Source organism: Citrobacter sp. C13 (assembly GCF_014596815.2).
GTDB lineage: Bacteria > Pseudomonadota > Gammaproteobacteria > Enterobacterales > Enterobacteriaceae > Citrobacter > Citrobacter portucalensis.
On sequence record NZ_CP115024.1, the window covers coordinates 1 to 20,543 of the forward strand.

Below are 20,543 nucleotides of genomic sequence, written 5' to 3' on the forward strand. Positions count from 1 at the left end.
GTGTCACTTTCGCTTTGGCAGCAGTGTCTTGCCCGATTGCAGGATGAGTTACCAGCCACAGAGTTCAGTATGTGGATACGCCCGTTGCAGGCGGAACTGAGCGATAACACGCTGGCTTTGTATGCGCCAAACCGTTTCGTGCTCGATTGGGTAAGGGATAAATACCTTAATAATATTAATGGATTACTCAATAATTTCTGTGGCGCGGATGCCCCACAGCTGCGCTTTGAAGTCGGCACTAAACCCGTCACGCAAACGCTGAAAACGCCGGTCAACAACGTTGTTGCGCCCGCCCACGTGGCTCAGCAAGTGCAACCGCAACGTGCTGCTCCGGCGGCGCGTCCAGGCTGGGATAACGTCCCGGCTCCGGCAGAACCTACCTATCGTTCTAACGTCAACGTCAAACACACGTTTGATAACTTCGTTGAAGGTAAATCTAACCAACTGGCGCGCGCGGCGGCACGTCAGGTGGCGGACAATCCTGGCGGCGCCTACAATCCGTTATTCCTTTATGGCGGTACGGGTCTGGGTAAAACCCACCTGCTGCACGCTGTCGGTAACGGCATTATGGCGCGTAAGCCAAACGCCAAAGTGGTGTATATGCACTCCGAGCGATTTGTGCAGGATATGGTCAAAGCCCTGCAAAACAACGCGATCGAAGAGTTTAAACGCTACTACCGTTCCGTTGACGCGCTGCTGATTGACGATATCCAGTTCTTCGCGAATAAAGAGCGATCGCAGGAAGAGTTTTTCCACACCTTTAACGCCCTGCTGGAAGGCAATCAGCAGATCATCCTGACCTCGGATCGCTATCCGAAGGAGATCAACGGCGTTGAAGATCGTCTGAAATCCCGCTTTGGCTGGGGACTGACTGTCGCGATCGAACCGCCTGAACTGGAAACGCGTGTTGCGATCCTGATGAAAAAAGCCGACGAAAACGACATTCGTCTGCCAGGTGAAGTAGCGTTCTTTATTGCCAAGCGTCTACGCTCTAACGTACGTGAGCTGGAAGGCGCACTGAACCGCGTGATCGCCAACGCCAATTTTACCGGCCGGGCGATTACTATCGATTTCGTGCGCGAAGCGCTGCGCGATCTGCTGGCTTTGCAGGAAAAGCTGGTCACCATCGACAATATTCAGAAGACGGTGGCGGAGTATTACAAAATCAAAATTGCGGATCTGCTTTCTAAGCGTCGATCTCGCTCGGTAGCTCGCCCGCGCCAGATGGCGATGGCGCTGGCAAAAGAGCTCACTAACCACAGTTTGCCGGAAATCGGCGACGCGTTTGGTGGGCGTGACCATACTACCGTGCTTCATGCCTGCCGCAAGATTGAGCAGTTGCGTGAAGAAAGCCATGATATTAAAGAAGATTTCTCCAATTTAATCAGAACATTATCTTCGTGACGCTATGAAATTTACCGTTGAACGTGAACATTTATTAAAACCGCTTCAGCAGGTCAGCGGCCCGCTGGGTGGACGTCCTACACTGCCTATTCTCGGAAACCTGCTGCTGCAGGTTGCTGACGGCACGCTTTCGCTGACCGGTACCGATCTCGAAATGGAGATGGTGGCGCGCGTGGCGCTGATCCAGCCTCATGAACCTGGTGCTACCACCGTTCCGGCGCGTAAATTCTTCGATATTTGCCGTGGATTGCCGGAAGGCGCGGAAATTGCCGTTCAACTGGAAGGCGACCGTATGCTGGTGCGTTCTGGCCGCAGCCGTTTCTCGCTGTCTACGCTGCCTGCCGCCGACTTCCCGAATCTGGACGACTGGCAGAGCGAAGTCGAATTCACCCTGCCGCAGGCGACGATGAAGCGCCTGATTGAAGCCACGCAGTTTTCGATGGCGCATCAGGACGTACGTTACTACTTAAACGGCATGCTGTTTGAAACCGAAGGGGAAGAGCTGCGTACCGTGGCGACCGACGGCCACCGCCTGGCGGTCTGTTCAATGCCTGTTGGTCAACCGTTGCCAAGCCATTCGGTGATCGTACCGCGTAAAGGCGTGATTGAACTGATGCGTATGCTCGACGGCGGCGATAACCCGCTGCGCGTGCAGATTGGCAGCAACAACATTCGTGCGCACGTGGGTGACTTCATCTTTACTTCCAAGCTGGTTGACGGTCGTTTCCCGGATTATCGCCGCGTATTGCCGAAGAACCCGGACAAACATCTGGAAGCCGGTTGCGATATCCTCAAACAGGCGTTTGCGCGTGCGGCGATCCTCTCGAACGAGAAATTCCGCGGCGTGCGTCTGTATGTCAGCGAAAACCAGCTCAAAATCACCGCCAACAACCCGGAACAGGAAGAAGCAGAAGAAATTCTGGATGTCTCCTATCCTGGTACAGAACTGGAAATCGGCTTTAACGTGAGCTACGTACTGGACGTTCTGAACGCGCTGAAGTGCGAGAACGTGCGTATTCTGCTGACAGATTCCGTATCGAGCGTACAGATTGAAGATGCAGCATCACAGTCGGCTGCCTATGTTGTTATGCCAATGAGACTGTAATGTCGCTCTCCCGCCTGTTGATCCGCGATTTTCGCAATATCGAAAACGCGGATCTCGCTTTATCCCCCGGCTTTAACTTCCTGGTTGGCGCGAATGGCAGCGGCAAAACCAGCGTGCTGGAAGCCATCTATACGCTCGGCCACGGTCGGGCGTTTCGCAGTTTGCAGATTGGCCGCGTGATTCGCCACGAGCAGGAGTCGTTTGTTTTACACGGGCGTTTGCAGGGTGAAGAGCGTGAGACGTCGATTGGCCTGACGAAAGATAAACTGGGCGACAGCAAAGTGCGCATTGACGGCACTGACGGGCACAAGGTCGCAGAACTGGCGCACCTGATGCCGATGCAGCTGATCACGCCTGAGGGGTTTACTTTACTCAATGGCGGCCCCAAATACAGAAGAGCATTCCTTGACTGGGGATGTTTTCACAATGAAGTCGGATTTTTCACCGCCTGGAGCAACCTGAAGCGACTGCTCAAGCAGCGCAATGCAGCGCTGCGCCAAGTGAGTCGTTATGAGCAACTGCGTCCGTGGGATAAAGAACTGATCCCACTGGCAGAACAAATCAGCACCTGGCGCGCGGAGTACAGCGCCGGTATCGCGCAGGATATGGCGGATACCTGCCAGCAGTTTCTTCCCGAGTTTTCGCTCTCCTTCTCATTCCAGCGCGGCTGGGAGAAAGAGACTGATTATGCCGAAGTGCTGGAACGCAGTTTTGAACGCGATCGCATGTTGACCTACACTGCGCACGGCCCGCATAAGGCGGATTTCCGCATTCGCGCCGACGGTGCGCCGGTGGAAGATACGTTGTCGCGTGGGCAGCTAAAGCTGCTGATGTGCGCCTTACGTCTGGCGCAAGGGGAGTTCCTGACCCGTGAAAGCGGGCGGCGCTGCCTGTACCTGATAGATGATTTTGCCTCTGAACTGGATGACGCGCGTCGCGGACTGCTGGCCAGCCGCTTAAAAGCCACGCAATCTCAGGTCTTTGTCAGCGCAATAAGCGCTGAACACGTTATAGACATGTCCGATGAAAATTCGAAGATGTTTACCGTGGAAAAGGGTAAAATAACGGATTAACCCAAGATAAAATGAGCGAGAAACGTTGATGTCGAATTCTTATGACTCCTCCAGTATCAAAGTCCTGAAAGGACTGGATGCGGTGCGTAAGCGCCCGGGTATGTATATCGGCGACACGGATGACGGCACCGGTCTGCACCACATGGTATTCGAGGTGGTAGATAACGCTATCGACGAAGCGCTCGCGGGTCACTGTAAAGATATCGTGGTAACGATTCACGCTGACAACTCCGTGTCCGTTACCGATGATGGCCGTGGTATCCCAACCGGTATTCACCCGGAAGAGGGCGTTTCGGCAGCGGAAGTTATCATGACCGTTTTGCACGCAGGCGGTAAATTCGATGATAACTCCTATAAAGTTTCCGGCGGTCTGCACGGCGTGGGTGTTTCCGTCGTTAACGCCCTGTCACAGAAGCTGGAACTGGTGATTCGTCGTGAAGGCAAAGTGCATCAGCAAACTTACGTGCACGGTGTGCCGCAGGCGCCGCTGGCAGTAACTGGCGAAACAGAACTGACGGGGACTCAGGTCCGTTTCTGGCCAAGCCACGAAACCTTTACCAATGTTGTTGAATTTGAATACGACATTCTGGCGAAACGTCTGCGCGAGCTGTCATTCCTGAACTCCGGCGTCTCTATTCGTCTGCGCGACAAGCGTGACGGCAAAGAAGACCATTTCCACTACGAAGGTGGCATCAAGGCGTTTGTTGAATACCTCAACAAAAACAAAACGCCGATCCACCCGAATATCTTCTACTTCTCCACCGAAAAAGACGGTATCGGCGTTGAAGTTGCGCTGCAGTGGAACGATGGTTTCCAGGAAAACATCTACTGCTTCACCAACAACATTCCACAGCGTGACGGCGGTACTCACCTTGCAGGCTTCCGTGCGGCGATGACCCGTACCCTGAACGCCTACATGGACAAAGAAGGCTACAGTAAAAAAGCGAAAGTCAGCGCTACCGGTGACGATGCCCGTGAAGGCCTGATTGCCGTTGTTTCCGTGAAAGTACCGGATCCGAAGTTCTCCTCACAGACCAAAGACAAGCTGGTCTCCTCTGAGGTGAAATCGGCGGTAGAACAGCAGATGAACGAACTGCTGAGCGAATATCTGCTGGAAAACCCGTCTGACGCGAAAATCGTTGTCGGCAAAATTATTGATGCTGCGCGTGCTCGTGAAGCTGCACGTCGTGCGCGTGAAATGACCCGTCGTAAAGGCGCGCTGGACTTAGCCGGTCTGCCGGGCAAGCTGGCGGACTGTCAGGAACGCGACCCAGCTCACTCTGAACTGTATCTGGTGGAAGGGGACTCCGCGGGTGGCTCTGCGAAGCAGGGACGTAACCGTAAGAACCAGGCGATTCTGCCGCTGAAGGGTAAAATCCTCAACGTCGAGAAAGCGCGCTTTGACAAGATGCTCTCCTCTCAGGAAGTTGCGACGCTGATCACCGCGCTCGGCTGTGGCATCGGTCGTGACGAGTACAACCCGGACAAACTGCGTTATCACAGCATCATCATCATGACCGATGCGGACGTCGACGGCTCGCACATCCGTACGCTGCTGTTGACCTTCTTCTATCGTCAGATGCCGGAAATCGTTGAACGCGGCCACGTCTACATTGCACAGCCACCGCTGTACAAAGTGAAAAAAGGCAAGCAGGAACAGTACATTAAAGATGACGAAGCGATGGATCAGTACCAAATTTCTATCGCTCTGGATGGCGCAACGCTGCACACCAATGCCAGCGCGCCAGCCCTTTCAGGTGAATCGTTAGAGAAACTGGTTTCTGAATACAACGCGACGCAGAAAATGATTGGTCGTATGGAACGTCGTTTCCCGAAAGCGCTGCTGAAAGAACTGGTTTATCAACCGACGCTAGATGAAGCCGATCTCGCTGATGAAGCGAAAGTCACTGCCTGGGTTTCTCAGTTGGTTAACGTGCTGAATGAAAAAGAAATGCACGGCAGCACCTGGAACAGCTTTGTGCGTAAAGACGCTGAACTGAACCTGTTCGAGCCGGTGATCCGCGTCCGTACCCACGGTGTGGATACCGATTATCCGCTGGAGCATGAATTTGTTACCGGTGGCGAATACCGTCGTATTTGTACGCTTGGCGAGAAGCTGCGCGGACTGATCGAAGACGATGCGTTTATCGAACGTGGCGAGCGCCGCCAGCCGGTTGCCAGCTTCGAGCAGGCGCTGGAATGGCTGCAGAAAGAGTCTCGTCGTGGCCTTGCTATCCAGCGTTATAAAGGTCTGGGCGAGATGAACCCGGAACAGCTGTGGGAAACCACCATGGATCCGGAAAGCCGTCGTATGCTGCGCGTTACCGTGAAGGATGCGATTGCTGCCGACCAGCTGTTCACCACGCTGATGGGCGATGCCGTTGAACCGCGTCGCGCGTTTATCGAAGAAAACGCCCTGAAAGCGGCGAACATCGATATTTAAGCCAATCTGTAGGCCGGATAAGGCGGTTTACGCCGCCATCCGGCAAGACGTTGTATTGTGCCTGATGGCGCGTTGCTTATCAGGCCTACAAACGACAACCAATCTACAAAAAGGGGAATCTCGATTCCCCTTTCTATCCCCCTTTTCGTAGCTGTTTTTTGAGCGGAATCGCGTTAGCATGAGGACGGACTCATTTAATCCGGGGAACTCATGGCTATCAAACTTATTGCTATCGACATGGATGGCACACTTCTGCTGCCCGATCACACCATTTCACCAGCGGTCAAAACGGCAATTGCCGCGGCACGCGCGCGTGGCGTGAATGTGGTGCTGACCACGGGACGCCCGTATGCCGGCGTTCACAGCTATCTGAAAGAACTACATATGGAACAACCCGGTGACTACTGCATTACCTACAACGGTGCGCTGGTGCAGAAAGCAGGGGATGGCAGTACCGTGGCGCAAACCGCGCTGAGCTATGATGATTATCGTTACCTGGAGCAGCTCTCCCGGGAAGTCGGCTCGCATTTCCACGCCCTCGATCGCAATACGCTGTATACCGCGAACCGTGATATCAGCTACTACACGGTGCACGAATCGTTTGTCGCGACCATCCCGCTAGTGTTCTGTGAAGCCGAGAAAATGGATCCCGCAACCCAGTTCCTGAAAGTGATGATGATTGACGAGCCGGAGATCCTCGATAAAGCTATCTTGCGTATACCTACGGAAGTAAAAGAGAAGTACACCGTGCTGAAAAGTGCGCCGTATTTCCTCGAAATCCTCGATAAACGCGTCAATAAAGGGACGGGCGTAAAATCGCTGGCCGATGCGTTAGGCATTAAAGCCGAAGAGGTGATGGCGATTGGCGATCAGGAAAACGACATCGCGATGATTGAATACGCAGGCGTGGGCGTTGCCATGGACAACGCTATTCCATCAGTAAAAGAAATCGCCAACTTCGTGACCAAATCCAATCTTGAAGATGGCGTCGCGTACGCCATAGAGAAGTTTGCACTGAATTAAGATGTTATGGGCAAATGCTTCGTCGTATTTGCCCCGTTTCAGCCATGATTTGTGGTGCTGAATGGTCTCCCTGGGGAATATGCGCCACGCCGCTGCGCATAATCCATTTACGGGAAAATGCCGACGTCAGGGCCCGGCTTTTCAGGATTTTGCCATACAGTTTGAGTCGTAACTTGCGGGTGGCTTTACGGTAAGCGTGATTCATATCTGGCATATCCCGCAGCAGTACCGATTTGAGGATCTCCGCGCTGTCCAGCGCATAGCTAATCCCTTCCAGCGAGCTGGCGCTGATAAAACCGGCCGCTTCACCAATCAAAAATGCGTTGTCCTCGCCGCAGACGAAGTCTTTCCAGCGTGAGGGGAATAGCACCGTACATTTTTCACTTTTCACCGGTTTGCCGAACTGGAAATGGAACGCTTCCAGCTTCTCTTTCAGCGCGTCAAAGCGTGCCTGTCCGTCCTTCATGGGGTAGGCGCCACCAAAGATAAAATAGCCATCTTTGCTGATACTCCAGGAATAACAGTCAGTTGTATCGTTATCAAAAATACAGGAATAGAACGGAACGGGATGCTTTTCCGCAAACCATTGTTGAATCGCGACATATTTACGGATTTGGTGCTGTGGATAGAGATGACGGCGCACCAGTGAGTTCGCACCGTCTGCCCCCACCAGATAACGTGCAGTGATCTGCTGCTCCCAACCGTCGGCGCGGAAGATAACATGCCATTTATCGCCCTCGCGCCAGATTTTCCGGCACAGGCTGTCGTGATACACCTGCACATCATCAGGGATGAGAGATTTAAGCCATAAATCAAAAGCATGGCGGTTGATATTAATGTAGCTGCGCTGGTAGTTACGCGTCAAAGAAGCGGCAACATCAACCGTTTTAACGCTAAAAATCTGCGGGTTGGCGATAACATCAACGGGTAAGGTTATCCCGTCGCGGATAAACGAACGCTGGGCGTCCGGGGCCAGCAGACCGCCGCAGGGTTTAGTGAAACCTTCGTTGCCGCACTGGCGTTTTTTATCCAACGCAATCACGCGCATTTTTCCGCTCAACTGCCGCGCCTGCCGGGCCTAATCCGATAATCGCTACGTCAAAATGTTCCATCTTTCTGTCCGCAAAAATGAAGATGGCGATACGCTAAAGCCTGAAAGTGAAGTGCTTGTGAAGTATGATTGCTGAAATCGTCTTGTATCAGGGCATCCCATGAAGCAAATCACCTTTACGCCGCGTAATCATCAGCTTACCAATATCAACACCTGGACACCGGACAGCCAGTGGCTGGTCTTTGATGTGCGTCCTTCCGGCGCCTCTTTTACTGGTGAAACAATTGAGCGCGTCAATATCCATACTGGCGAGCTGGAGGTGATTTACCGGGCTACTCAGGGATCGCACGTTGGCGTGGTGACCGTTCATCCAAAGTCGGAAAAATATGTATTCATTCACGGGCCTGAAAATCCTGATGAAACATGGTATTACGACTTCCATCATCGCCGTGGGGTGATTGTTACGCAGGCTGGGGTGGAGAATCTGGATGCAATGGATATTACTGCGCCCTATACGCCAGGTGCGCTGCGCGGCGGGAGTCATGTGCATGTCTTTAGCCCGAACGGTGAGTTTGTCAGTTTCACCTATAACGACCATGTTCTGCATGAGCGCTCTCCGGCGCTCGATTTACGCAACGTCGGCGTGGCTGCACCGTATGGTCCGGTTAATGTTTCCGCGCAGCATCCCCGTGAATACAGCGGTAGCTACTGGTGTGTGCTGGTGAGCCAGACGACACCAACGCCAAAACCGGGTAGCGATGAGATTAACCGCGCCTATGAAGAGGGCTGGGTTGGAGAAAACAGGCTGGCGTTTATCGGTGATACGCTATCAGCCACTGGCGAGAAAGTACCGGAGCTGTTTATTGTTGATTTGCCACAGGATGAAAGCGGCTGGAAACAGCCGGGGGACGCGCCTCTGGAGGGGACTGACATGACCATGCCTGCGCCGCCATCCGGTATTCGCCAACGCCGTCTGACGTTTACCCATGAGCGCGCCTTTCCGGGGCTGGTGAATCAGCCTCGCCACTGGGTACGCAGTAATCCAAAGGCATCTGAGATTGCGTTTTTAATGCGTGATGACAACGGTATTGTGCAGCTATGGCTGATTTCCCCACAGGGTGGATCGCTGCGTCAGCTTACCCAGTGCGCTACGAATATTCAGTCAGCCTTTAACTGGCACCCATCGGGGAAATGGCTGGGATTTGTACTGGAGAACAGAATTGCCTGTTGTGATGTTCAAACGGGCGAAATTGATTTTTTAACGGAACGTCATGATAACCCGCCGTCGGCCGATGCGATCGTCTTCTCCCCTGATGGTCGACAGGTTGCGTGGATGGAAGACGTCGAGGGTTTCCGCCAGCTGTGGATGACTGAAACCGGGCGTTAATTTATGGAGCAGACATTTCTGCCGGGGGAATAACGGCGTTCGTGGCCTGGGTTCTCTCCTCGCTCTTTTCTACGCGGGATCTCACCGAGTTATCTTTGCGAAAGAGATCCCAAGGTAGCAATACCGTATCGAGCACCGCGGTAAAAGGCATATCCAGAATCGCCAGCGACTTGGTTCCCCAGTTCGTATCACTTTCGCTAATCATTGTGGCACTGGCTCGCGTGCCAGGATACGTCCCTTCTTTGCCACCTGTATGTGACATGATGCTGGAACAGCCGCTTACAAACACCATCCCACTACACATCGTCAGTGTTACCAACATTTTTTTAATCATCATTTATTCATCTGTATTTATCGTGTTTGCATGGTGAGTTAAAGCGATCCGTTGCGAAAATAACATCACCATTTCGTCGCACTGTGGCGGCCATCGCGATTTAACGATAACAACTGCTCCCCCCAGTGTATGCAATAGACAACAAACTGCAAAAAAAGTCAGATGAATACGCTTGAAAAGTTTGTATTAAGACCCATTTTTAGAGTGTAGACAAATGAAGGGCATGCCTGATGGGTGTCCTGGCTACCTGACCTGTCCATGATGGAAGGTCAATATTCTCGCTGATTTCAGGAGCTATTGATTATGCGTAACTTTGATTTATCCCCGCTGTACCGTTCTGCTATTGGTTTTGACCGTCTGTTTAACCTGCTGGAAAACAATCAGGGCCAGAGCAATGGCGGCTACCCTCCGTACAACGTTGAGCTGGTAGACGAAAACCATTACCGCATTGCAATTGCCGTTGCCGGTTTTGCTGAAAGCGAACTGGAAATTACTGCCCAGGACAATCTGCTGGTGGTAAAAGGCGCCCATGCGGACGATCAAAAAGAACGTACTTACCTGTATCAGGGTATTGCCGAGCGCAACTTTGAACGCAAGTTCCAGTTAGCGGAGAACATTCATGTTCGCGGCGCAAACCTGGTAAATGGTCTGCTGTATATCGATCTTGAGCGCGTGATTCCTGAAGCGAACAAACCGCGCCGCATCGAAATCAACTAATTCTGTAGGCCGCTTCAGGCGGCCTTGCTAAGTCATCGGCTTGCCGTCAGGGAGCCGAAAGGTACCTACTCGCTTCTTAGAAGGAGATTATTATGCGTAACTACGATTTATCCCCGCTGCTGCGTCAATGGATCGGTTTTGACAAACTGGCCAATGCCTTGCAAAACACCGGTGAAAGCCAGAGCTTCCCGCCTTATAACATCGAAAAGAGCGATGATAACCACTACCGCATTACCCTTGCGTTAGCCGGTTTCCGCCAGGAAGATCTGGATATTCAACTGGAAGGCACGCGCCTGACAGTGAAAGGTACGCCGCAGCAGCCGGAAAAAGAGACCAAATGGTTGCATCAGGGACTGGTCACTCAGCCGTTCAGCCTGAGCTTTACGCTGGCTGAAAATATGGAGGTCTCCGGCGCAAGCTTCACTAACGGCTTGCTGCATATTGATTTGACCCGGAATGAACCTGAAACCATTGCTCCACAACGTATCGCCATCAGCGAACGTCCCGCATTAGACAGTTAAATAGCTCCATGCCTTTGCCCCGCCAGAAATGACGGGGCTTTTTTGTGCTTTACCACCCATACATTGCGACTGTACTCTGCGAGAATCCATTTACTTAATGATGTTATTCACAGGGAACAGGATATGAGTGATATAGCATTGACGGTCAGCGTTCTGGCATTGGTGGCAGTTGTTGGGTTATGGATCGGCAACATAAAAATACGTGGTGTGGGTTTTGGCATTGGAGGTGTGCTGTTCGGCGGCATTATTGTCGGGCATTTTGTCGATCAGGCAGGGATGACCCTGAGCGGCGACATGCTGCATTTTATTCAGGAATTTGGCCTGATTCTTTTCGTCTACACCATCGGTATTCAGGTGGGGCCGGGCTTTTTTGCGTCACTGCGCGTTTCCGGGCTGCGGCTGAATCTGTTTGCCGTACTGATTGTTATTATGGGTGGCCTGGTCACCGCGATCCTGCATAAGATTTTTGCCATTCCTCTCCCTGTGGTGCTGGGAATATTCTCTGGTGCGGTCACCAACACCCCGGCGTTGGGCGCGGGGCAGCAAATTCTGCGCGATTTGGGTACGCCTGGCGATGTGGTTGACCAGATGGGGATGAGCTATGCCATGGCTTATCCTTTCGGCATTTGCGGAATTTTACTGACCATGTGGCTGATGCGCCTTATTTTCCGCGTTAACGTCGATGCTGAAGCCCAGCAGCATGAATCCACGCTGACCAACGGGCACGCGCTGATTCAGACGATGAACATCCGCGTGGAAAACCCAAACATCAACAATATGGCGATTCAGGATGTCCCGATTCTGAACAGCGACAAAATTATCTGCTCGCGTCTGAAACGTGACGAGACATTGATGGTGCCGTCGCCAGGGACAGTTATCCAGTTGGGCGACCTGCTCCACCTGGTCGGGCAGCCTGCTGACCTGCATAACGCGCAGGTGGTGATTGGGCAGGAGGTGGATACATCGCTGTCTACGCGAGGTACCGATTTACGCGTCGAACGCGTGGTGGTGACTAACGAGCAGGTGCTGGGTAAACGTATCCGTGACCTGCACTTTAAAGAACGTTACGACGTGGTGATTTCCCGCCTGAACCGTGCGGGTGTTGAGCTGGTAGCCAGCAGCGACGCCAGCCTGCAATTCGGGGATATCCTCAATCTGGTGGGGCGCCCTTCGTCTATTGATGCCGTTGCCAATGTTGTGGGTAACGCGCAGCAAAAACTGCAGCAAGTGCAGATGCTGCCGGTATTTATCGGTATCGGGCTGGGTGTTCTACTGGGTTCAATTCCGCTGTTCATCCCAGGGTTTCCGGTGGCGTTAAAACTGGGTCTGGCCGGTGGGCCGCTGATTATGGCCTTGATCCTGGGGCGTATTGGCAGCATTGGTAAGCTGTACTGGTTTATGCCTCCCAGCGCTAACCTGGCGCTGCGAGAGTTGGGTATCGTGCTGTTTCTCGCGGTAGTTGGTCTGAAGTCAGGCGGTGATTTTGTCGATACTCTGACGCAGGGCGATGGCCTGAGCTGGGTGGGGTACGGTATTTTCATTACTGCGATTCCGCTGATTACCGTGGGTTTGTTAGCTCGTCTATTTGTCAAAATGAACTATCTGACGCTGTGCGGCATGCTGGCTGGCTCAATGACCGATCCCCCGGCTCTGGCGTTTGCTAATAACCTGCATGCTACCAGCGGGGCGGCAGCGCTCTCCTACGCCACCGTTTATCCGCTGGTTATGTTCCTGAGGATTATCACGCCACAGCTGCTGGCGGTGATCTTCTGGGGATTAGGTTAAAACTGACTTATCCGGCCTGCATCTCCTGTAGGCCGGATAAAACGCAACTCACCATCCGGCATTACAAACACCCTCTCTCTTTCCCATTGTCTCATCACCCGACTCGCCCTCTCGTTTGAGAATCAGGTTCATACTCCTTAACTGTTCCGGTATAACGACCAGACAACAATATTTAAGGAGCTGTCATGAAGATTTCTCGCCTTGGAGAAGCACCGGATTATCGCTTCTCACTGGCAAATGAGCGTACTTTTCTGGCGTGGATCCGCACCGCGCTCGGATTTCTGGCGGCGGGGGTTGGCCTTGATCAACTGGCCCCGGATTTTGCCACGCCGGTCATCCGTGAGGCGCTTGCCTTGTTGCTGTGTCTGTTTGCCGGCGGTCTGGCGATCTACGGCTACCTGCGCTGGCTACGTAACGAAAAGGCGATGCGACTGAAAGAGGACTTGCCCTACACCCACAGCCTGCTGATTATCAGCGTCATGCTGACTATTGTGGCGGTGATTGTCATGACGCTGGTGCTGTATGCCGGATAGCCGCAAATCGCGACGCATCGCTGACCCGGGGTTACAACCGGAGCGGACTTCACTTGCCTGGTTTCGCACGTTGTTGGGCTATGGCGCGTTAATGGCGCTGGCGATTAAGCACAACTGGCACCAGGCGGGAGTGCTGTTCTGGATATCGGTAGTTGTGCTGGTGATAGTGGCGATTATCCTCTGGCGCTACACCCGCAGCCGTAATCTGATGGATGTGAGTCATAGCGATTTTTCTGAATCTCGCGCGGTGCGTGACAAATTTATGATCTCCCTCGCGGTGTTATCCCTCGCAATGCTGTTTGCTGTAACGCATGTTCGCCAACTTATCGTATTTATCGGGAATTTTGCATGACAGGATGTGAGAACATGGATGTTAGTGATGATGTTTTAAACGTGGTGATTGACCATCAGAAGTGTTTACAACCGGTTGAAGTGTACCGTGGTTTGCAACAAGGAAATGTTCGCCTGGTACAATTTATTCCGCTGGTTAAGCACGATGGTTCAGGTCATCTGACAGACGAATCGGTTACGTCTGAGGCGTGGGGCCGATTTTTAATTACGATATTTGATATCTGGGTACGTGAAGATATTAATCAGATATCTATCCAGCTTTTCGATAAAACGCTTCGCCAGTGGTGTGGTCTGACGGCACAGATTGAACGACAGACCATGTCATCAATGAATACGCGTTGCCAGACATGCTCATTGTTTCAGTATTACCACGGTGATTGTCCTGCGTACTGCGAGGAAAATGGAAAGGGCGTGCTGTGTGCAGGCTATCAGGCTTTCTTCAGCCACACCGCGCCGCATATGCGCGTGATGCGTGACCTGCTTAAGCAGCATCGCTCACCGATGGAGCTGATGGCGATGCTGCGTTAAGCTCAGCGGTATTTAACGTCCTTTGGCCAGATACTGCGCCATTTCATCTTCCGGGACCATCCCGCCGCCGGTCGCCCACACCAGGTGGGTGGCGTTATTGAGCTGCTCTGCGCTGAAGCCGTGCATCTGCTGATAGTCAGCAGAGGCGCAAACGTGTTGCGGACCTGCCATCCCGGCCAGCGCCGACGGCTCAAGGCGAATACCTTCTTCCTGCGCCAGCCAACCCAGCATGTCGTACATCGTCTGATCGTCCAGGGTGTACAGACCGTCGAGCAGACGTTCCATCGCCCGGCCAACAAAGCCAGACGCCCGGCCGACCGCCAGCCCATCCGCCGCCGTCAGGTTGTCGATGCCAATATCCTGCACGGAAATCGTATCGTGCAGTCCGGTATAAATCCCCAGTAGCATGCACGGTGAATGGGTGGGTTCTGCGAAGAAGCAGTGAACGTTGTCGCCGAAAGCCAGCTTCAGGCCAAACGCCACGCCGCCAGGGCCACCGCCGACGCCGCACGGCAGGTACACAAACAGCGGATGGTCGGCATCCACCACGCGCCCCTGCTGGGCAAACTGCGCCTTCAGACGCTGGCCAGCGACCGCATAGCCTAAAAACAGCGTGCGCGAGTTTTCATCATCGATAAAGAAGCAGTTCGGATCGGACTCTGCCGCCTTACGGCCCTGTTCAACCGCCACGCCGTAATCTTCTTCATACTCCACGACCGTCACACCGTGGCTGCGCAGTTTGGCTTTTTTCCATGCGCGAGCGTCGGCAGACATATGCACCGTCACCTTAAAGCCGATGCGGGCGCTCATGATGCCAATCGACATGCCGAGATTACCGGTGGAGCCTACCGCGATGCTGTACTGGCTGAAGAACTGTTTGAACTCGGGCGAAAGGAGAACGCTGTAATCGTCTTGTGTGGTCAGCAGACCGGCTTCCAGCGCCAGTTTTTCCGCATGGGTCAGTACTTCATAAATGCCACCACGGGCTTTAATCGAACCAGAAATTGGCAGGTGACTGTCTTTCTTCAGCAGGATTTCGCCATTGATGTGCTGCCCGTACTCTTTCTCCAGCCGCTTTTGCATGGCCGGAATCGCGGCCAGCTCAGATTCGATAATGCCGCCGGTGGCCGCTGTTTCCGGAAATGCCTGTGCCAGATATGGTGCGAAACGCGTCAGACGGGCGTGGGCATCCTGAACATCGTGTTCAGTCAGGCCAACATACGGTAAACCTTCCGCAAGAGAGGTGGTGCCAGGGTTAAACCAGGTTGTCTCCTTGAGAGCAACCAGATCTTCCACTAAAGGATACTGGGCGATAAGTGTTTGAATGTTTTCCATAGTCAGTCTCTTTGCGCTAGATAATAAAGGAAAGCAGGAATGTGCAAGCCAGTGCAATCACGGACGCGATAAATGTCGCGGTCGTATAGTATTTAAACGTTTCATTCAGGGTGGCACCGCAGTATTGCTTCACCAGCCAGAAGAGGGAATCGGTGACGATCGTGCAGCCAATAGCGCCAGAACCGATAGCAATGGCGATGATCTCCGGGCTGACGTTGGGATAGAGCGGCAGCATCGGTGCCACGATTGCCGTCGCGCCCATCATCGCCACCGTGGCAGAGCCCACTGCAGCGTGCAGGATTAACGCCACCAGCCACGCCAGCAGAATCGGGTGCATATGCATGTTCGAGAGGATCAGCGCGAGGGTATCCGCCAGCCCACTGCTCTTGAGGATAGCGTTGAATGCGCCGCCTGCACCGATAATCAGCAAAATGTTAGCAATCGAGCCAAAACCGTTTTCAGTGTGAGTCAGCAACGTACCCATACCGATGTGCTGACGCAGGCCGAGGATGTAATAGGCCACGAAAACGGCAATAAACATCGCGGTGATCGGGTTACCAATAAACTCCAGCAGCGTATACACCGTGCTGCCTTTCGCCATGTTCAGCTCAGCGACGGTTTTTACCAGCATCAGGCCAATCGGCAGCAGAACGGTAAACAGCGTAGCACCCAGCGACGGTAGCGTACTTTCGTCACGCACTTTAAGGTCAGAAAACTCAGCCGGAACCGGTTTAAACGGCAGACGGTTACCCAGGAATTTCAGGTACAGAGGACCACCGATCAGCGAGGCCATCAAGCCGACCAGTAAGCCGTAGACAATCACCGTGCCAATGTCCGCGCCCAGCTTGTTCGCCACGAACAGGGCAGCCGGATGCGGCGGGACGACGCAGTGCACCGCCATCAGCGCCGTACACAGCGGAATCGCCAGCTTCAGTAATGAAGTATTGGTTTTCTTGGCAATTGAAAAGGCCAGTGGAATCAACAGCACCACGCCGACTTCAACAAACAGCGTGATCCCGCAAATCAGCCCAACCAGAACCATAATGACGTCGGCGGATAGCCAGCGGCAGCGCTGAAGCGTCAGGCCAATGCGTTCGGCCGCGCCGGACACTTCCATCATTTTGCCCAGAATGGTCCCCAGGCCGATAACCGCGGCGAGGAAGCCCAGCGTACCGCCGATGCCGCTCTCAATGGCATTGACCATATCCAACGGCCCCATGCCCATCATCGTACCCACGAAGAAGCTGGCTAACAGCAGCGCCAGAAACGGGTGGAATTTGAACTTCACGATGGTCAAAACGATTAGCACGATGCTTATCAGCAGCGTGCTCACAACCCAGATTTGAGAGTGCATAGCTCACCTTGCCCTGTGATTAATATAGGGGTATTGGACAAAAATAAGGCAGGGTCTGACAAACGATATAAATCCCCTTTCACATGAACCAGATTGCATCAAATGAGTGATTTACGTCTAATTGTGCTTGGTTTATGCGATATGGTTCACTCTGAATCACCTTTATGCTGATTTTTGCAGCGAACTTTTTTACACTCCAGCGCATGAATCAGGAGGACAGGAGGTGAGAATGGATCCCCTACGCGAAGTCAGAAACCGGCTGCTTAATGGCTGGCAGTTGTCAAAGCTGTATACGTTTGAAGTGGCGGCCCGGCATCAGTCGTTTGCGCTGGCAGCAGACGAGCTGTCATTGAGTCCCAGCGCCGTCAGCCATCGCATAAATCAGCTTGAAGATGAGCTTGGCATCCAATTATTTGTTCGTTCTCATCGCAAAGTGGAACTCACCCACGAGGGCAAGCGGGTATTTTGGGCGCTGAAGTCGTCGCTGGACACGCTCAACCAGGAGATTCTTGATATTAAGAATCAGGAGCTCTCGGGGACGCTCACCGTTTACTCACGGCCTTCTATCGCCCAGTGCTGGCTGGTTCCGGCGCTCGGCGACTTTACCCGTCGCTACCCGTCAATTTCGCTGACCATGCTGACCGGGAACGACAACGTCAATCTGCAGCGTGCGGGTATCGATCTCGCCATCTATTTTGACGATGCACCCTCCGCGCAACTCACGCATCACTTCCTGATGGATGAAGAGATCCTGCCGGTGTGCAGCCCGGACTACGCCCGCCGCCATGACCTTACCGGTTCGCTGGTGAATTTGCCGCACTGTACCTTGCTGCACGACAGACAGGCGTGGAGTAACGATTCCGGGACCGATGAGTGGCACAGCTGGGCGCAGCATTTTGCGGCGAATTTGCCGACATCGTCGGGGATTGGTTTTGATCGTTCTGATTTAGCAGTGATTGCGGCAATGAACCATATCGGCGTGGCGATGGGCCGAAAACGGCTGGTGCAAAAACGCCTCGACAGCGGAGAATTGATTGCGCCTTTTGGCGATATGGCGCTGAAATGCCATCAACATTACTACATCACTACGCTGCCCGGCAGGCAGTGGCCGAAAATCGAGGCGTTTATTGGCTGGCTACAGGAGCAGGTTAAATAAGCGGGTCGCGAATATTTTTTACGCTTTCGCTCTACACGGAAAGTGAAAAAGCGTGCTAAATACGTGATATCACTCCTGATGATTTGCGTAAGGACGACCGTGTTAAAGCCGATTGTTTCCCTTTTACTGTTGGCCAGCGCCACCGTGTGTGCCGCGCAACCTGCGTTGACGGCGGCGCAGTATGTGCAGCAGCTTGGGGTTGGGATGGACGTAGATTGGGCGCGTACCGATCGGGGCATCCGTGAATTCGATCCGCTGGTGGTGAGGGATTATAAGGCGAAAGGGTTGACCCACGTGCGCATTCGCGTGGCGGGTGAGCCTACGGAGGCGCGGCTCATTCATCTGCGCAAGCTGGTGGAAGCCTGCGAGCAGTATGGCGTGATCCCGATAATCGCCTATCAGGCTGACGAGTATAAAAAAGACCCCAGTGCCAGTAACGAAAAAGAGGTGGTTAACTGGTGGGTGGCGGTGGCGCATTACTTTGGTCAAAGTTCGCCGTTGCTGGGTTTCGACCTGATATACGAACCCTCTGATAAGCTCACCCATAATCAGGCGTCGCTCAATAGGGTGTATGACAAAACCATCCGTACCATCCATGCCATCGATCCACAGCGAATGATATTTATCGCGCCGAAACTGCATGCCGCTCCGGAAGATTTGCCCAACCTAAAGTTGCCGCCGCAAAGTCAGAATACCGTGTTGGCTCAATGGCATATCTTCCCGTGGGGGCCGCTGAAAAATAACGGTAAATACCCGTGGACCTCAGGGACAGCGGCAGAAAAGGCCGCCATTCGCGCCCGTATCAATACCGCCATTCACTGGCAGCAGAAAACCGGTCATGTTAGTTGGGTAGGAGGCTGGTCGCCGGGAGAAACCATCAGGAACGCGCCTTCTGCCTCGCAAATGGCGTTTGCCCGCTTTATGGCTTGCGAGCTGAAGAAAGCGAAAATTCCCTATGCTATCAATGCGGATACGCAGTTCTATGATGGTGAGGAAGGGGCATGGCGTCCGGCGCTGGAGCCGTTGTTGAATACCATGATTGCCCCTGAGTGTGAAAAGCCCGGCGAGAAGCCGGGCCATCATACGCTTAAACCGCCTGCCCCTGATGCGACACGCGTGACGCCAGCGGAAGCCAGCAAACAAAAATCAACAGCCCCATAAGGGTCATCAGCAGGCCCAGACTGGCTTGCCCGGTCTGCGGCAGCATGGCGGAGAACCACGCCAGCACGCCGGAACCAATGTTTTGTAATCCACCAACCAGCGCACCAGCAGTACCGGCCAGGAACGGGAAAGGCTCCATTGCGCCGCTGGTTGCCAGCGGAAACAGCATCCCGGCGCCGAAGAAAAACAGTGCGGCGGGAACCAGCAGCGTCCAGACGTTCATCACGTCGAACAGACCAGGGATCCACATCATCAAACCGGCGACCAGACAGCAGATAACCGACTGCCACATTAGCGTCGAGAAACGCTTATTCGGGCGACCGGCGAACCAGGCACCAAAAAACGCCGCTGGAATGGGTAGAATAAACAGGATACTGACCACCATGCTGCTTAAGCCGAGACGCGCGCCTAACAACACACCGGAACAGGCTTCGAAGACCGCAACGCCCGCCAGGCCGCCGATCAGCATCAGCACGTAACAGGTGAAAGAGCTGTTGCCAAACAGCGTTTTGTAGCTGGCGATAAGCCGTGGACGCGGAGCACCTGCGGGGCGCGTTTCCGGCATCCAGCGCGCCATGCTAAACGTGACGCCTGCGCACAGCACCAGCAGGAAGATGTAACAGGCACGCCAGTTCCACAGGGTATCCAGCATACCGCCAATCAATGGTGCCAGCAGTGGGCTGACAAGAATCCCCATGTTTAACAGGCTATTAGCGTGGCGTAACTGCGTGCCTTCGTACAGGTCGCGCGGTAACGTTCGCGCCATCACACCGCCGACGCCCGTTCCCATCCCCTGTATTGCGCTGGCGATAATCAATACCGTCAGGCTGTGGGTGGTTATGGCGACCAGCGTAGCCAGCATAAAAATGGACATCCCGGCGAGGATCACCGGGCGGCGGCCAACGCGATCGGAAAGTGGGCCGTAAATCAGTTGTGACAGACCGTAGGTCAACAGATAGGCGGCCATCACGCTTTGCACCGCCCCTTCGCGAACGTTCAGTTCACGTGCCATATCAGCAATCGCGGGGATATAAATGGTTTGCGCCATCTGACCTACCGCCACCAGTAATACCAACATCAACAACAAATTGACGCTTCTATGCCTTTTCATTTCGCTGATTACTTTTCAAAAAGTGAAAAAATAAGAATAAGGTGCTGCACTTTCCCGTAAATGCGCGTGGAATCTACCACAACAGAAAAAGAAGGCCAGATAGTGGGCTGGAATGTTTAAACGATGAACGGCAGGAAATGTAAACAAAAAGCGGCAACAAATGTTGCCGGA

The 20,543-nt window shown here is 53.5% G+C and carries 18 protein-coding genes, 1 pseudogene and 1 other annotated feature; of the genes and pseudogenes, 14 read left to right on the forward strand and 5 right to left on the reverse strand.

The window, feature by feature from the left end; translation table 11 throughout:
• The 5 genes from dnaA to yidA all read left to right on the forward strand — a co-directional run bounded on the left by dnaA (nucleotide 1) and on the right by yidA (nucleotide 7,048).
• Nucleotides 1-1,404, forward strand: a complete 1,404-nt coding sequence (dnaA, locus tag IB222_RS00005) for a chromosomal replication initiator protein DnaA (RefSeq protein ID WP_003827078.1) — start codon at nucleotides 1-3, stop codon at nucleotides 1,402-1,404.
• Nucleotides 1,405-1,408: 4 nt separating this feature from the next.
• Nucleotides 1,409-2,509, forward strand: coding sequence for a DNA polymerase III subunit beta (dnaN, locus tag IB222_RS00010; RefSeq protein ID WP_003023863.1), 1,101 nt, complete (start codon nucleotides 1,409-1,411; stop codon nucleotides 2,507-2,509).
• Nucleotides 2,509-3,582, forward strand: coding sequence for a DNA replication/repair protein RecF (gene recF / locus IB222_RS00015; protein ID WP_126317187.1), 1,074 nt, complete (start codon nucleotides 2,509-2,511; stop codon nucleotides 3,580-3,582). The genes dnaN and recF overlap by 1 nt, the downstream gene beginning before the upstream one ends.
• Nucleotides 3,583-3,610: 28 nt before the next feature.
• Nucleotides 3,611-6,025: a DNA topoisomerase (ATP-hydrolyzing) subunit B gene (gyrB, locus tag IB222_RS00020; RefSeq protein WP_148361298.1), complete on the forward strand. Its 2,415-nt coding sequence runs from the start codon at nucleotides 3,611-3,613 to the stop codon at nucleotides 6,023-6,025.
• A gap of 210 nt (nucleotides 6,026-6,235) precedes the next feature.
• Entirely contained in the window at nucleotides 6,236-7,048 is an 813-nt protein-coding gene (gene yidA, locus IB222_RS00025; protein WP_149384352.1) for a sugar-phosphatase, read from the forward strand.
• Between the two features lie 4 nt (nucleotides 7,049-7,052).
• Here yidA and cbrA read toward each other — a convergent pair.
• Nucleotides 7,053-8,160 (reverse strand): annotated as a pseudogene (cbrA, locus tag IB222_RS00030) (colicin M resistance lipid reductase CbrA).
• Between the two features lie 99 nt (nucleotides 8,161-8,259).
• Between cbrA and IB222_RS00035 the strand changes: the two are divergent.
• A complete protein-coding gene (locus IB222_RS00035) occupies nucleotides 8,260-9,486 on the forward strand; it encodes a DUF3748 domain-containing protein (RefSeq protein WP_149384353.1) in 1,227 nt (408 codons plus the stop codon).
• A gap of 1 nt (nucleotide 9,487) precedes the next feature.
• Here the strand turns inward: IB222_RS00035 and IB222_RS00040 are convergent, their stop codons facing one another.
• Nucleotides 9,488-9,820, reverse strand: a complete 333-nt coding sequence (locus IB222_RS00040) for a YceK/YidQ family lipoprotein (RefSeq protein ID WP_164084788.1) — start codon at nucleotides 9,818-9,820, stop codon at nucleotides 9,488-9,490.
• A gap of 238 nt (nucleotides 9,821-10,058) precedes the next feature.
• Nucleotides 10,059-10,130 (forward strand) — a sequence feature (ROSE (Repression Of Heat Shock gene Expression) occurs in the 5'-region of heat shock genes and acts as an RNA thermometer to modulate expression.).
• Here IB222_RS00040 and ibpA point away from each other — a divergent pair.
• The 6 genes from ibpA to IB222_RS00070 all read left to right on the forward strand — a co-directional run bounded on the left by ibpA (nucleotide 10,124) and on the right by IB222_RS00070 (nucleotide 14,255).
• Nucleotides 10,124-10,537 carry a small heat shock chaperone IbpA gene (ibpA, locus tag IB222_RS00045; protein WP_003023882.1) on the forward strand — a complete coding sequence of 138 codons (414 nt, stop codon included), beginning with the start codon at nucleotides 10,124-10,126 and terminating at the stop codon, nucleotides 10,535-10,537. Its footprint overlaps the feature before it by 7 nt.
• 92 nt (nucleotides 10,538-10,629) lie before the next feature.
• Complete coding sequence (gene ibpB, locus IB222_RS00050; RefSeq protein WP_003827096.1) at nucleotides 10,630-11,058, forward strand: small heat shock chaperone IbpB; 429 nt, start codon at nucleotides 10,630-10,632, stop codon at nucleotides 11,056-11,058.
• A gap of 123 nt (nucleotides 11,059-11,181) precedes the next feature.
• Nucleotides 11,182-12,843, forward strand: coding sequence for a putative transporter (locus IB222_RS00055; RefSeq protein WP_003827099.1), 1,662 nt, complete (start codon nucleotides 11,182-11,184; stop codon nucleotides 12,841-12,843).
• 185 nt (nucleotides 12,844-13,028) lie between these two features.
• Nucleotides 13,029-13,376, forward strand: coding sequence for a YidH family protein (locus IB222_RS00060; protein WP_003023888.1), 348 nt, complete (start codon nucleotides 13,029-13,031; stop codon nucleotides 13,374-13,376).
• Nucleotides 13,366-13,728 (forward strand): DUF202 domain-containing protein, encoded by a 363-nt coding sequence (locus tag IB222_RS00065; protein ID WP_003827101.1) that lies wholly within the window; start codon nucleotides 13,366-13,368, stop codon nucleotides 13,726-13,728. Before IB222_RS00060 ends, IB222_RS00065 begins: the two co-directional genes overlap by 11 nt.
• A 14-nt stretch (nucleotides 13,729-13,742) precedes the next feature.
• Nucleotides 13,743-14,255: a radical SAM protein gene (locus IB222_RS00070; RefSeq protein WP_003827104.1), complete on the forward strand. Its 513-nt coding sequence runs from the start codon at nucleotides 13,743-13,745 to the stop codon at nucleotides 14,253-14,255.
• 12 nt (nucleotides 14,256-14,267) lie between these two features.
• Here IB222_RS00070 and dsdA read toward each other — a convergent pair whose 3' ends face one another.
• A complete protein-coding gene (dsdA, locus tag IB222_RS00075) occupies nucleotides 14,268-15,590 on the reverse strand; it encodes a D-serine ammonia-lyase (RefSeq protein WP_149384354.1) in 1,323 nt (440 codons plus the stop codon).
• Between the two features lie 16 nt (nucleotides 15,591-15,606).
• Nucleotides 15,607-16,944: a D-serine transporter DsdX gene (gene dsdX, locus IB222_RS00080; protein ID WP_003827107.1), complete on the reverse strand. Its 1,338-nt coding sequence runs from the start codon at nucleotides 16,942-16,944 to the stop codon at nucleotides 15,607-15,609.
• 229 nt (nucleotides 16,945-17,173) lie between these two features.
• Between dsdX and dsdC the strand changes: the two genes are divergently transcribed.
• Nucleotides 17,174-18,100: a DNA-binding transcriptional regulator DsdC gene (dsdC, locus tag IB222_RS00085; protein WP_003827110.1), complete on the forward strand. Its 927-nt coding sequence runs from the start codon at nucleotides 17,174-17,176 to the stop codon at nucleotides 18,098-18,100.
• Nucleotides 18,101-18,178: 78 nt separating this feature from the next.
• Nucleotides 18,179-19,261 carry a cellulase family glycosylhydrolase gene (locus IB222_RS00090; RefSeq protein ID WP_148361300.1) on the forward strand — a complete coding sequence of 361 codons (1,083 nt, stop codon included), beginning with the start codon at nucleotides 18,179-18,181 and terminating at the stop codon, nucleotides 19,259-19,261.
• Here IB222_RS00090 and emrD read toward each other — a convergent pair.
• Nucleotides 19,188-20,372, reverse strand: coding sequence for a multidrug efflux MFS transporter EmrD (gene emrD / locus IB222_RS00095; protein ID WP_032934162.1), 1,185 nt, complete (start codon nucleotides 20,370-20,372; stop codon nucleotides 19,188-19,190). The genes IB222_RS00090 and emrD overlap by 74 nt on opposite strands.
• Between the last annotated feature and the right edge of the window lie 171 nt (nucleotides 20,373-20,543).

What these genes read in the sequence shown, in the direction of transcription:
- dnaN (WP_003023863.1), top strand. Translation starts at nt 1,409, where the DNA reads ATGAAATTTACCGTTGAACGTGAACATTTATTAAAACCGCTTCAGCAG.
- recF (WP_126317187.1), top strand. Translation starts at nt 2,509, where the DNA reads ATGTCGCTCTCCCGCCTGTTGATCCGCGATTTTCGCAATATCGAAAAC.
- gyrB (WP_148361298.1), top strand. Translation starts at nt 3,611, where the DNA reads ATGTCGAATTCTTATGACTCCTCCAGTATCAAAGTCCTGAAAGGACTG.
- yidA (WP_149384352.1), top strand. Translation starts at nt 6,236, where the DNA reads ATGGCTATCAAACTTATTGCTATCGACATGGATGGCACACTTCTGCTG.
- IB222_RS00035 (WP_149384353.1), top strand. Translation starts at nt 8,260, where the DNA reads ATGAAGCAAATCACCTTTACGCCGCGTAATCATCAGCTTACCAATATC.
- IB222_RS00040 (WP_164084788.1), bottom strand. Translation starts at nt 9,820, where the DNA reads ATGATTAAAAAAATGTTGGTAACACTGACGATGTGTAGTGGGATGGTG.
- ibpA (WP_003023882.1), top strand. Translation starts at nt 10,124, where the DNA reads ATGCGTAACTTTGATTTATCCCCGCTGTACCGTTCTGCTATTGGTTTT.
- ibpB (WP_003827096.1), top strand. Translation starts at nt 10,630, where the DNA reads ATGCGTAACTACGATTTATCCCCGCTGCTGCGTCAATGGATCGGTTTT.
- IB222_RS00055 (WP_003827099.1), top strand. Translation starts at nt 11,182, where the DNA reads ATGAGTGATATAGCATTGACGGTCAGCGTTCTGGCATTGGTGGCAGTT.
- IB222_RS00060 (WP_003023888.1), top strand. Translation starts at nt 13,029, where the DNA reads ATGAAGATTTCTCGCCTTGGAGAAGCACCGGATTATCGCTTCTCACTG.
- IB222_RS00065 (WP_003827101.1), top strand. Translation starts at nt 13,366, where the DNA reads ATGCCGGATAGCCGCAAATCGCGACGCATCGCTGACCCGGGGTTACAA.
- IB222_RS00070 (WP_003827104.1), top strand. Translation starts at nt 13,743, where the DNA reads ATGGATGTTAGTGATGATGTTTTAAACGTGGTGATTGACCATCAGAAG.
- dsdA (WP_149384354.1), bottom strand. Translation starts at nt 15,590, where the DNA reads ATGGAAAACATTCAAACACTTATCGCCCAGTATCCTTTAGTGGAAGAT.
- dsdX (WP_003827107.1), bottom strand. Translation starts at nt 16,944, where the DNA reads ATGCACTCTCAAATCTGGGTTGTGAGCACGCTGCTGATAAGCATCGTG.
- dsdC (WP_003827110.1), top strand. Translation starts at nt 17,174, where the DNA reads ATGGATCCCCTACGCGAAGTCAGAAACCGGCTGCTTAATGGCTGGCAG.
- IB222_RS00090 (WP_148361300.1), top strand. Translation starts at nt 18,179, where the DNA reads ATGATTTGCGTAAGGACGACCGTGTTAAAGCCGATTGTTTCCCTTTTA.
- emrD (WP_032934162.1), bottom strand. Translation starts at nt 20,372, where the DNA reads ATGAAAAGGCATAGAAGCGTCAATTTGTTGTTGATGTTGGTATTACTG.